Origin of the sequence: Pseudomonas sp. S31 (assembly GCF_016648105.1) — a bacterium.
Lineage (GTDB): Bacteria > Pseudomonadota > Gammaproteobacteria > Pseudomonadales > Pseudomonadaceae > Aquipseudomonas.
Window position 1 is genome coordinate 1 of the sequence record NZ_JACVVE010000022.1, and the last position, 11886, is coordinate 11886.

Genomic DNA, 11886 nt, shown 5'->3' on the forward strand with positions numbered 1-11886 from the left:
ACCCCCGCCCCGTGCTCTTCTTATGCCCTGCGTTCAGGTGCCCCCTACGGGGGTGAAACGGGAAACCGGTGCGTCACAGGCCCTTGCTCCACTCGCTGCTGCAGTGGAAAAAAAGGCCCGGCAATTCCGGTGCTGCCCCCGCAACGGTAAACGAGTGAAAGGTCTGGACCACTGTGCCTCGCAGTTCGGCATGGGAAGGTGACCGCATCAGGAGCCCTGCTCCGCCTCGTAAGCCCGGAGACCGGCCTGGCGTTCATGTACACCCCGCGGAGGGCGGGCGCTGTCGCATTCCCCATGCCCTGGGGCCCAAGGCACTGATCGTGCCTGGGGCGGCCGCGCCTGTTGCCTACAATAAATGCAGAGGAACGCGTCATGCCCGTCACCAGCCTCAAACACAGCGTCGCCACCCCCACTACCTTCAGCCAGCGCGTGGCCGTGGCCGTAGGCGCCAGCCTGCTGGGCCTGTGCCTGGTCTACTTCGCCGGCTTCTCGCACATCGAAGCGGTGCACAACGCCGCCCACGACACCCGCCACAGCGCCGCCTTCCCCTGCCACTGAGCCTGCCCGCATGATCAAGCGCATCGCCCGCACCGCCGGATTCAGCGGCCTGCTCGCCGCCCTGTTGCTGACCCTGCTGCAAAGCTTCTGGGTCGCACCGCTGATACTTCAGGCCGAAACCTACGAGAACAGCGGCGCCGTCGCCGAGCATCACGAACATGAGCACGAGGCCTCGGCCGCGCACAGTCACGACAGCGAGGCCTGGGCGCCAGAGGATGGCTGGCAGCGCATCGTCTCTACCACTGGCGGCAACCTGGTGGTGGCGGTCGGATTCGCCCTGATCCTCGCCGCCCTGTACAGCCTGCGCGAACCTAGCCGCGCGCTGTCCGGCGCATGGTGGGGCCTGGCTGGCTTCGCCGTGTTCTGCCTGGCGCCGACCCTGGGCTTGCCACCGGAGCTGCCGGGCACCGCTGCCGCCGACCTGGGGCAGCGCCAGGCCTGGTGGATCGGCACCGCCGCCGCCACTGCGGTGGGCTTGGCGTTGCTGGTGTTCAGCCGGCACTGGCTGCTGAAAGTACTGGGCGCAGTGCTTCTGGTGCTGCCGCACGTCATCGGCGCGCCGCAACCCGAGCATCATTCGAGCCTGGCTCCCGCCGCCCTGGAAACCCAGTTCAAGATCGCCTCGTGGCTGACCAATGCGGCCTTCTGGCTGGCACTTGGGCTGCTCAGCGCATGGCTCTACCGTCGCGCCAATCCGGCCTGATGACTGCGCTGTACGTCGGCCTCGGCTGCCGCCGGGGCTGCCCTTTGGAAGTGCTCGATGCCCTGCTGCGACAGGCGCTGCAGGCCAACGGCCTGCAGCCTTCGGCGGTGCGCGGCATCGCCACCTTGGCGGCCAAGGCCGACGAGCCCGCCTTGTTGCAACTGGCCGAGCGCCACGGCTTGGCGCTACAGCCCTTCGACGCCCTTCAACTGCAGCCCTTCGAGGCACAACTGAGCCATCGCTCGTCGATAACCTACAGCCACACCGGCTGCTGGGGCGTTGCCGAGAGCGCCGCCCTGGCGCTGGCCTGGCAGGTGGAAGGCCAGGCCAGCCTGGTGCTCACCCGCCAGGTGCTCGGCCCGGCTACCCTGGCACTGGCACGGGGTCGATAATTGCCTCCCCCATCGTTCAAGGAATTCCCATGACTGTCTATTTCATCGGCGCAGGCCCGGGCGACCCGGAGCTGATCACGGTCAAGGGCCAACGCCTGATCCGCCAGTGCCCGGTGGTCATCTACGCCGGTTCACTGGTACCTGCGGCCGTGCTCGAAGGCCACCACGCCGAAACCCTGATCAACAGCGCCGAACTGCACCTGGAGCAGATCATCGCGGCGATGCGCGCGGCACACGAAAAAGGCCAGGACGTGGCGCGGGTGCACAGTGGCGACCCCAGCCTGTACGGCGCCATCGGTGAGCAGATCCGCCACCTGCGCGAACTGGGCATCGACTACCAGATCATCCCCGGGGTTACCGCCGCGGCTGCCAGCGCGGCCTTGCTCGGCTGCGAGCTGACCCTGCCAGACGTGGCGCAGACGGTGATCCTGACCCGCTATGGCGACACTTCGCCGATGCCCGCCGGTGAGCAACTGGCCGACCTGGCACGCCATGGCACCACCCTGGCCATCCACCTGGGCATCAAGCACCTGGCGCGGATCGTCGAGGATCTGCTGCCTCACTACGGCTCCGACTGCCCGGTCGCGGTGGTCCATCGCGCCACCTGGCCCGACCAGGACTGGGTCCGCGGCCGCCTCGACGACATCGTCGGGCAAGTGGCTGCCAAGGGTTTTCGCCGCACCGCGCTGATCCTCGTAGGGCACGTACTGGGAGATGCGCCTTTCGCCGAGTCCGCCCTCTACCGCGCCGGGCATGCCCACCTGTACAGGCCGCGCGACTGAGCATTGCCAAGTATGCACAGGCCAGAGCAGACTCCAGGTTCTCGTCCACGGCCCGGAGCCCTGCCCATGCTGGAACTGCGCCCCAATTGCGAATGCTGTGATGCCGACCTGCCCGGCGACAGCCACGACGCGATGATCTGCTCGTTCGAATGCACCTTCTGTCGAGCCTGCGCCACCGACCGCCTGCAGGGCCAATGTCCGAATTGCGCGGGTCAGCTGGTCGCCAGGCCCACCCGAGTCGGCCTGGCCCTGCGCAACAACCCCGCCTCGACCAGGCGGGTGAAAAAAACCCACGCGCCCTGTGCCTGACACGCCGTCTATACATCGCTTGCACCGGTCGATTCCAAGGGTGCAAGCCTTCCCATTCTCCTTGTAGGTTTTTTCACCAGAGTAAGGTGACAATTTCAACAGTCCTATACTCGCCATTACTAAGGCGACGGAATGCCCGTATCTTGCGCGCTGCCGGCCATCGTCTACAGGCCTCTTCCCGCTAAAAGCGAGAAACGGACCACATTCCGACAGGAGTTTTCTACATGACCACCGTACTGATCGTCGATGACCATCCTATCGTTCGCCTCTCCCTGCGCATCATGCTGGAACGTGATCGCTTCCAGGTTGTAGGAGAAGTCGATGATGGGAAGGAAGTCGCACAGGCCGTACGCGACCTTCAACCCGATGTCGTCATCCTCGACATCGGCCTCCCTGGGCTCGATGGCATGGAGGTGATCAAGCGCCTGCAGAAGCTCGAGCCGCAACCGAAGATCATGGTGCTCACCGGCCAGGCCGGCGACCTCTACGTCAGGCGTTGCCTGGATGCCGGCATCGCAGCATTCCTGACCAAGGACGAAGACCTGGATGCCGTGGTGTTCGCGCTGAAGGCGCTGGTCAAAGGCTACTCCACGTTCCCGCAGATGTCGGTCAATAGCAGCACGCTGGAAAGCGAGGCGTACCGCCTGGGCAGCCTGTCCAATCGGGAGATGGAGGTGTTGCGCCGCCTCGCCCGTGGCGAGAGCAACAAGTTCATTGGCCAGCAGATGAACCTCAGTGCCAAGACCATCAGTACCTACCGTGGACGGATCATGGACAAACTCAGGACCGAATCGCTGGTGGAAATGGTTGATTTGGCCAAACGCAACCAGGTGAATTGAACGGGCGATGCAATGAGAATCGTCCTGTGCTGCCTGCTCCTGCTGCTTGCCTGCTTGGCCACCGACGCCCTGGCGCGGGACGATGGCGAGCCACGTCACCTGCTGGCCCGCTCGCTCAGCGCCACGCCGCCGTTGCGGCTCGACGCCCAGGACCGGCAGTGGCTGCAACAACGCAAGGTGCTGATCCTGGGGAGCTCGCGCCCCGACTACCCGCCATTCGAGATCAATGCCAGCCTGGCCGACTATGAAGGCCTGAGCGCCGACTATGCCGGCTTGATCGCCGAACAGCTGGGCATTGCCATCGAAGTGCGGCGCTTCGCCAGCCGCCACGAGGCCATCGCCGCACTCCGTGACGGGCGCATCGACCTTCTGGGCACTTCCAACGCCTTTGAGGCGGCCGACGCCGAGCTGGCCTTGAGCCAGGCGTATGCCGACGACCTGCCGGTAATCGTCATCCGCGAAGGCCGTAGCCTGGAGCACAACCGCAACCTCGAAGGCCTGCGCCTGGCCATGGTCGACCACTACCTGCCTGCAGCGCAGGTCAGGGCGCTCTACCCCAAGGCCCAGCTCAGCCTCTATCGCTCCACCTTGACCGGCCTCGCAGCCGTCGAGCTGGGCGAAGCGGACGCTTACCTGGGCGATGCGATCAGCACCGACCACCTGATCGGCAAGAGCTACCAGGGCAGCCTGAAGATCGACCATTTCTGCCAAGCGCCTTCCGCTGCGTTCTCCTTTGCCCTGGCGCATGACAATGCGCGCCTGCATCGCCTGGTCGACAAGGCCCTGGCCAGGATCACCGAGAGCGAGCGGCTGAACATCCTGCGGCGCTGGAGCAGCGGCAACACCAGTCTGCTGCTCGATCGCCATCCGGTGGCACTGACCGAACAGGAGCGCAGCTGGATCGCCGCGCATTCCACCGTCAGCGTGCTGGTCAACAGTGGCCTGGCCCCATTGACCTTCAACGATAACCAGCAGCAGGCCAGTGGTATCACCCTCGACCTGCTCAAGCAGGTCACCCTGCGCACCGGCCTGCACTTCGACATCGTCGAGCACGATTCAGTACAGAAGATGGTCGACCTGGTGGCTCGCGGCCAGGCGCAGATGATCGGCGCCCTGGGCTATGGCGCGGAACGGGCCAGCAAACTGCGCTACACCCGCCCCTACCTGGTCAGCCCAAGGGTGCTGGTGACCCGCGCCCAGGGCATCTCGCCAGCCCAGGCCAAAGCCCTGGACGGCCAGCGCGTGGCCTTGCTGCGAGGCTCGCCACAGCGCGTGCAGATTCAACGCCAGTACCCTCGCGCCATCCTGGTCGAGGTGGACAACCCGCTCGGCCTGATGGAAGCGGTGGCCAACGGCGATGCCGACGCGGCCCTGAGCAGCCACATCAACGCCAGCTACTACATCAGCCACGTTTTCAAGGGTACGCTGCAGATTGCCGCGGTGCTCGACGACGACCCAGCCGTGGCGGCGTTCGCCGTGGCCCCGGACCAGCCGCAGCTGCAGGCGATCCTCGACAAGGTGCTGCTGAGCATCCCGCCGGAGGAACTGGAGCAATTGATCAACCGCTGGCGCACCAGCACCCTGGTCAGTGACAGTCCGTGGCGCAACTACCGCACCCTGGCCCTGCAGGTGCTGATCCTGTCGGCCCTGCTGCTGGCCGGCGTGGTGTTCTGGAACAGCTACCTGCGCAAGCTGATCCACCAGCGCACCGAGGCCCAGCAAGCCTTGCAGACCCAGCTGGGGCTGAGCCGCGGCCTGTTGGAGCAACTGCGCCAGGCCAAGGATGACGCGGTACGCGCCAGCCAGACCAAAAGCACCTTCCTGGCCACCATGAGCCATGAGATCCGCACACCGATGAACGCCGTCATCGGCTTGCTGGAGCTGGCCCTGGAAGACAACCAGGCCGGCCACCGCGATACCGAGACGCTACGTACCGCGCACGATTCGGCCATCGGATTGCTCGAGCTGATCGGCGATATCCTCGATATTTCGCGTATCGAGTCCGGGCACATGACCCTGCAGCCCGTGCCGGTCGACCTGGTCGAACTGGCCAACGCCTGCTTGCGGGTGTTCGAGGGCAACGCACACTTGAAAGGGCTGCAGTTGAACAGCGATATGCCGGACGGGCCCTGCTGGGTGCTGGCAGACCCGCTGCGGATCAAGCAGATCCTTTCCAACCTGCTGAGCAATGCGATCAAGTTCACCGACCGCGGCGAGGTGCAGATCAGCCTGCGGCTCACGCCGCAACCCAACGACATCGCCGTGAGCCTGGCCGTGCGCGATTCGGGCATCGGCATCGCTGCCGCCGACCAGGCGCGCCTGTTCAGCGCCTTTGCCCAGGCACAGGGCCCACGGGCGCAGCAAGGCGCCGGGCTCGGCCTGGTGATCAGCCGCTCCCTGGCAGAGCTGATGGGCGGCCAGCTCAACCTGCAGAGCGTCGAAGGGGTCGGTACCCGAGTCGAGGTGCTGCTGCGCTTGCAGCCCTGCATGGCGCCCGAACCGCCCGAGCGGGCCCCGGGCATGCCGCAGGCGCCTGCAGGTGCGTTGAATATCCTGGTGGTCGATGACTTCCCGGCCAACCTGATGCTGCTGGAAAAACAGCTCGATAGCCTCGGCCACCGGGTCACCCTGGCCGAAAATGGCGAGCAGGCATTGGCGTTGTGGCAAGCGACGCCGTTCGAGCTGGTGCTCACCGACTGCAGCATGCCCGTCATGGACGGCCGTACCCTCGCCCGCGCGATCCGCGCCACCGAGCAGAGCCGTGGACTGAGGCCGTGCAGGATCGTCGGCATCACCGCCAATGCCCAGGCCGAGGAGCGCGAGCGTTGCCTGGCCAGCGGCATGGATGACTGCCTGTTCAAGCCGATCGGCCTGCAAACCTTGAAGCAGCATGTCACAGGCCCGGCGGCGGAGCCCACAGCGATCCCCTATTTGCATCTCGACGAACTGCGCCACCTGACCCAGGATGACGAACACCTGACCCGCCAGCTGCTGGAACAACTGGCCAAGAGTGCGGGCGAAGACCTCGCTGCCCTGCAGGCGTTGGACAGCGAGCCCGGCGATGCGGAACTGCGCGCCTTGGCCCATCGCATCAAGGGAGGCGCGAAGATGCTCAAGGTGCGCCGGATCGTCAGCGTCTGCGAAGACATCGAGCAGGCTCAGGCCCGTGGCGAATCCACAGCCGAACTACGCCAGCAACTGCACGTCGGCCTGCAGACCCTGCTGGGGGAGCTGGCCGACAAGCTCAATGCAATTGCAACGTCGAGGTAATCTCGCCAATCGCATCGACCACGTGCCGAGAGCCCTGCTGGATTTCCATGATCACCGTGCCGGCTTCGTTGGCCAGTTCCACGCCGCGACCGGTACGCGACAGGCTCGATTGCATGCTGGCCACGGCGGTCAGTGAAAGGTCGTGGTTCTGACGCACCACATCGACGATTTCCAGGGTCGCCTTGCTGGTACGCGCCGCCAGGCTGCGCACCTCGTCGGCTACCACGGCAAAGCCCCGGCCGTGCTCGCCGGCGCGAGCGGCCTCGATGGCTGCGTTGAGGGCCAGCAGGTTGGTCTGGTCGGCAATGCCGCGGATGGTCAGGACGATCTGCCCTATCACGTCCGACTGCTTGCTGACCGCGTCGATGCTACGCGCGGCATCGTTGAGCTCGCGGGAAATCTGTTCGATCACCTGCACGGTCTGCTGCACCACCTCGGTGCCCTTGCGCGCGCAGGCATCGGTCTGCACGGAGCTGGCGTGGGCGGCCTCGGCGGCGCTTTGCTGGGTGGTTACCTGGGAGGTGATGTCGCTGGCGAACTTGACCACCTTGTACAAGCGCCCCTTGTTGTCGAAGATCGGGTTGTAGGAAGCCTCGAGGTAGACGATCTGACCGTACTTGTTGATCCGCTCGAAGCGGTGCGAGTGGTACTCCCCGCGGTTGAGGGAGGCCCAGAACTCGCGATAGGCCACTGACTCGCGCTCATGGGGCGAGCAGAACAGGCCATGGTGGCGGCCGACCACCTCCTCGTGGCGATAGCCCATGGTCGCCAGGAAGTTTTCGTTGGCCTTGATCACCCGCCCTTCAGGGGTGAACTCGATCACTGCCATCGACCGGCCGATGGCCTTGAGCAGGCTCTCGCTCTCGTGCTCCTCGAGCATCCGACGGGTAATGTCCGAGGCCACCTTGATCACGCTGGTGACCTGGCGCTGCTCGTCGAACACCGGCATGTAGCTGGCCTCCAGCCAGACCTCCCGGCCCGCCTTGTCCAGGCGTTCGAAGGTGCCACTGATGGCCTTGCCCTCTCCCAGTTCGCGCCACAGTTGCTGGTATTCGGCACTCTTGGCGTAGACCGGGTCGCAGAACATCCGGTGGTGCTTGCCCCGCAGTTCATCGACGCTGTAGCCCAAGGTCTGGCAGAAATGCTCGTTGGCCTCGAGGATGGTGCCATCGGGGGCGAACTCGATCATGGCCATCGAGCGGCTGATAGCCGCCAGCTTGGCCTCGGCACCCGCCAGGGCCAGCCGACTGCGCTGGATCTCGATCAAGTCTGACTTGCGATGGAAATCGAACATGACGCCGGGCTCCTCATCCTGGGATGCCCTCAGCATAGATCGTTCGTGCCTAAGTGCCAGCAAAAGGCTACTACCTAGGCATTAGCCCTTTGTGACTGGCGTATCTGCCCTCATGAGCTCTCCCGGACCACCAGCTCGAAGCCCAGGTCCTGCTGCTCGGCCGCTACCGCCTTGCCATCGAGCAACGCCAGCAAGGCCTGGGCGGCACGCCTACCAACGGCTGCGCGCGGGGTGCGGATGGAAGTCAGGCGCGGCACCATGTGCGCCGAGGCCGGCAGATCGTTGAAACCGACCATCGCCACCTGGCCCGGCACCTCGATGCCCTGTCGCAAAGCCTGGAGCACAGCGCCGTGGGCCAGGTCGTCGTTACAGAAGAAGATGCCATCGACTTGCGGCGCCTGCGCCATCAGTTGGCTGAACAATTCGCCTCCCAGGGCGATGGAGGACGGCTGCGGCGCGAGCAGCTCCAGTTCGTCCGCCTGCAGCCCGGCCTCGACCAGCGCCTGGCGAAAGCCCTCGGCCCGCTGCATCACTCGCGGGTCGAGCTGCGCGGCAACGAATGCCAGGCGTCTGCGCCCGCGGGCGATCAGGTGCCGGGCCGCAGCACGCCCGGCTTCCTGCTGGGAAAAGCCCACCGAGAACATCCCCTCGCCGCCCAGTTCCATCATGTGTACGCACGGCACGCCACTGGCAGCCAGCATCTGCCGGGAAGCATCGCTGCGCTCGAAACCGGTGAGCAGGATGCCGCACGGCTGATACGCCAGGTAGTTACGAATGAGGTTTTCTTCCTCGGCGACATCGTAGTGGTAGTTGCCGATCAGCACTTCGAGCCCGCGCGGGCGCATCACCTCGTGAATCGCCTCGAGGGTGTCGATGAACAACTGGTTGGACAACGAGGGGATGAGCACCACCACCGATTGGCTGCGCGCCGACGCCAGTGCCCGCGCCGCAGGGTTGGCGATGTAGCCGAGGCTGGCCGCGGCTGCGCTGACCTTTTCCACCAGCGCGGGCGCAACCGTGCTGACCCCGCGCAAGGCGCGGGAAGCGGTGATGGGGGAAACCCCGGAAAGCCTGGCGACTTCCGCCAGGGTGGGACGGCCGGTGGTGCGGGAACCTGTACGAGACATGATTGTTGTAATTTTACTACTTGCAAAGAGACGGGAACGGCCACTAAGGTAGCGCTGTCTCAGGACCCAGGCAATGTAATCTTTGGTCGCACCGGTAGCGACTGAGCGCCAGGCGTCCATACTGCGTAAGGACAAGATCAACAACACCGGGAAGGCAGCCGCGCATTTAAGCCAAGACAGCGCTGTCTCGCCCCGCAGGAGGTACTGATGAATGTTCCACTGTCCGCCATCGTCGTGATGGGCGTGGCCGGCTGCGGCAAAAGCAGCATTGGCTCGGCCATCGCTGGCCTAAGCGGCGGCCGCCTGATCGAAGGCGATGCGTTCCACCCCGCCGCCAACATCGCCAAGATGAGTGCCGGTATTCCCCTTGACGACGACGACCGCGCCGGCTGGCTAGTCCGCCTGGGCCAGGAGCTGCTTGACGTGGCCGCTGCCGGCGAACGCCCGATCCTGACCTGCTCGGCGCTCAAGCGTCGCTACCGCGACACCTTGCGCGATGCCATGCCGGGCGTGGGTTTCGTGTTTCTCGAGCTGACCCCGGCCGACGCCGAACAGCGCGTGCTCGCCCGTCCCGGCCACTTCATGCCGGCCAGCCTGATCGACAGCCAGTTCGCCGCGCTCGAGCCACCCCATGGCGAGCCGCTGACCCTGGCGCTGGATGCTACCCGGCCGGTCGCCGACCTGGCCAAGGCGGTAGACACCTGGCTAAAGCCCTGCGGTGACCGGAGCCTGGCGCGAACTGCCTGATTCTGGTGGTTTTTTCCGTTCACCAAAGACAGCGCTACCTCCACACCGCAAAGCGGTGAACATTCAATGAAGCTACGCCAAAAACAACGATAAGACCGAGGCATAACCACCATGTTCGGACTGGCTACTGATACCTACCTGCTGCTCGACGCCCTGGTCACCATCGTCGGGCTGATCCTGCTGATCACCCATTTCAAGGTTCACCCCTTCGTCGCCCTGACCCTGGCCGCAGGCTTTCTTGGCCTGACCTCCGGCATGGATGTGGCCAAGGTCATGAAGTCGTTCCAGGACGGCTTTGGCGGCGTGCTCGGTTTCGTCGGCATCGTCCTGGCGCTGGGCACCATGCTCGGCAAGCTGATGGCCGACTCCGGCGGCGCCGACCAGATCGCCCAGACCCTCATCCGTGCCTTCGGCAAGAAGAACGTGCACTGGGCAATGATGTTCTCGGCCTTCCTGGTCGGCATTCCGCTGTTCTTCGAGATCGGCTTCGTGCTGCTGGTGCCGTTGGTGTTCATCGTCGCCCGGCGTTCCGGGGTGTCGCTGATCAAGATCGGCATTCCGCTGCTGGCGGGGTTGTCGGTGGTGCATGGCCTGGTTCCACCGCACCCGGGGCCGCTGCTGGCCATCGGCATCTTTCACGCCGACATCGGCCGGACCATCTTCTATGGGCTGCTGGTGGCGCTACCGACCGCGATCATTGCCGGGCCGCTGTTCGGCAACTTCATCGCCCGCTACATTCCCGGCAGCCCTTCCCAGGAGCTGATGGACCAGATCGCCAAAGAGTCCGACCGTGGCAACCTGCCGAGCTTCACCGTCACCCTGGTGACCGTGCTGCTGCCGGTGGTGCTGATGCTGCTCAAGACCTTCGCCGACGTGGCACTGCCGGCCGAGCATATCGTGCGCAAGTGGATGGACCTGATCGGCCACCCCATCACCGCGCTGCTCGCCGCCCTGTTGCTGGCTTTCTACACCTTCGGTTCGGCACGCGGCTTCAATCGTCAGCAGATCATGAAGATGCTTGACCAGAGCCTGGCCCCCACCGCCGCCATCGTGTTGATCGTCGGTGCCGGGGGTGGCTTCAAGCAAATGCTGGTGGACACCGGTGTCGGCAACGTGATCGGGCAGATGGCCGTACAGGCGCAGATCTCGCCGATCTTGCTGGCTTGGCTGGTGGCAGCGGTGATTCGTATCGCCACCGGTTCCGCGACCGTGGCGACCATCACCGGGGCCGGCATCGTCGCGCCGGTGATCGACCTGGTGCCGGGGGTCAACCGCGAACTGCTGGTGCTGGCCACCGGGGCCGGATCGCTGATCCTGTCGCACGTCAATGACGCCGGTTTCTGGCTGGTGAAACAGTACTTCAACATGACCGTCGCCGAGACCTTCAAGACCTGGAGCATGATGGAGACCATCCTCTCGGTGGTCGGCATCATCTTCATCATGTTGCTGTCACTGGTGGTCTGACCGTTGATCGGGGTGATGGCACCCTGGCAGCTCGAGTAGGGCCGAACCTAGGAAGACGCCTACTCACGCAAAGGAGCCTGCCCCATGAACCGATCGACCCTGATACTCGTCGCCCTGCTCGCCTCCCCCTTGGCCTGGGCGGTGGGCACCGGCCCCACCTATCCCGATGACCCGCACAACCCGGCACCGCAGCCGGGCGTGGACAGCACGCTCAATCCCATCGAGCAACCGATGCCGCGTGACACCGATCCGCGCCTGCAAGGCACCGACCCGCAAGACCCACCGGCTCGGCAGAACGACAACCGCGACCTCCCGGGGATGGATGGCAGTGGCTCGGAAGGGACCGCTGGCCAAGGCGGCGATGGCGGCAGCAACAAGCCCTGAAGCCGGTACCGCCCCCG

The 11886-nt window shown here is 65.1% G+C and carries 12 protein-coding genes, 1 pseudogene and 1 riboswitch; of the genes and pseudogenes, 10 read left to right on the plus strand and 3 right to left on the minus strand.

Features of this window, described 5'->3' with window-relative positions; genetic code table 11:
* Positions 1-18 precede the first annotated feature (18 nt).
* Positions 19-265: riboswitch (cobalamin riboswitch) on the plus strand.
* Between the two features lie 107 nt (positions 266-372).
* The 7 genes from IAE37_RS16710 (at position 373) to IAE37_RS16740 (ending at position 6853) form a co-directional block, all read left to right on the plus strand.
* The gene (locus IAE37_RS16710; RefSeq protein ID WP_201175316.1) at positions 373-558 is read left to right on the plus strand and encodes a CbtB domain-containing protein; all 186 of its coding nucleotides are present in this window, start codon (positions 373-375) and stop codon (positions 556-558) included.
* Positions 559-568: 10 nt separating this feature from the next.
* Positions 569-1261 carry a CbtA family protein gene (locus IAE37_RS16715; protein WP_201175319.1) on the plus strand — a complete coding sequence of 231 codons (693 nt, stop codon included), beginning with the start codon at positions 569-571 and terminating at the stop codon, positions 1259-1261.
* The gene (locus IAE37_RS16720) at positions 1261-1653 is read left to right on the plus strand and encodes a cobalamin biosynthesis protein (RefSeq protein WP_201175445.1); all 393 of its coding nucleotides are present in this window, start codon (positions 1261-1263) and stop codon (positions 1651-1653) included. The genes IAE37_RS16715 and IAE37_RS16720 overlap by 1 nt, the downstream gene beginning before the upstream one ends.
* Before the next feature lie 29 nt (positions 1654-1682).
* Positions 1683-2435, plus strand: a complete 753-nt coding sequence (cobM, locus tag IAE37_RS16725) for a precorrin-4 C(11)-methyltransferase (RefSeq protein ID WP_201175321.1) — start codon at positions 1683-1685, stop codon at positions 2433-2435.
* Between the two features lie 66 nt (positions 2436-2501).
* Positions 2502-2744, plus strand: a complete 243-nt coding sequence (locus IAE37_RS16730; protein WP_201175323.1) for a DUF1272 domain-containing protein — start codon at positions 2502-2504, stop codon at positions 2742-2744.
* 224 nt (positions 2745-2968) lie between these two features.
* Positions 2969-3583, plus strand: coding sequence for a response regulator transcription factor (locus IAE37_RS16735; RefSeq protein WP_201175324.1), 615 nt, complete (start codon positions 2969-2971; stop codon positions 3581-3583).
* Positions 3584-3595: 12 nt separating this feature from the next.
* A complete protein-coding gene (locus IAE37_RS16740) occupies positions 3596-6853 on the plus strand; it encodes a transporter substrate-binding domain-containing protein (protein ID WP_201175325.1) in 3258 nt (1085 codons plus the stop codon).
* On the opposite strand, the gene IAE37_RS29225 is transcribed toward IAE37_RS16740, so the two are convergent.
* The 3 genes and pseudogenes from IAE37_RS29225 to IAE37_RS16750 form a co-directional block, all read right to left on the minus strand.
* Positions 6828-7322, minus strand: a complete 495-nt coding sequence (locus IAE37_RS29225; RefSeq protein ID WP_442967828.1) for a methyl-accepting chemotaxis protein — start codon at positions 7320-7322, stop codon at positions 6828-6830. The two genes, IAE37_RS16740 and IAE37_RS29225, sit on opposite strands and share 26 nt — an antisense overlap.
* A 42-nt stretch (positions 7323-7364) precedes the next feature.
* Positions 7365-8183: pseudogene (locus tag IAE37_RS29230) on the minus strand (PAS domain-containing protein); the annotation flags it as partial.
* Positions 8184-8257: 74 nt separating this feature from the next.
* A complete protein-coding gene (locus IAE37_RS16750) occupies positions 8258-9274 on the minus strand; it encodes a LacI family DNA-binding transcriptional regulator (protein WP_201175327.1) in 1017 nt (338 codons plus the stop codon).
* A gap of 207 nt (positions 9275-9481) precedes the next feature.
* Between IAE37_RS16750 and IAE37_RS16755 the strand changes: the two genes are divergently transcribed.
* The 3 genes from IAE37_RS16755 to IAE37_RS16765 all read left to right on the plus strand — a co-directional run bounded on the left by IAE37_RS16755 (position 9482) and on the right by IAE37_RS16765 (position 11869).
* A complete protein-coding gene (locus tag IAE37_RS16755; protein ID WP_201175328.1) occupies positions 9482-10021 on the plus strand; it encodes a gluconokinase in 540 nt (179 codons plus the stop codon).
* A 111-nt stretch (positions 10022-10132) separates the two neighbouring features.
* Entirely contained in the window at positions 10133-11485 is a 1353-nt protein-coding gene (locus IAE37_RS16760; protein WP_201175329.1) for a GntP family permease, read from the plus strand.
* Between the two features lie 84 nt (positions 11486-11569).
* A complete protein-coding gene (locus IAE37_RS16765) occupies positions 11570-11869 on the plus strand; it encodes a hypothetical protein (protein WP_201175331.1) in 300 nt (99 codons plus the stop codon).
* Positions 11870-11886: the final 17 nt, after the last annotated feature.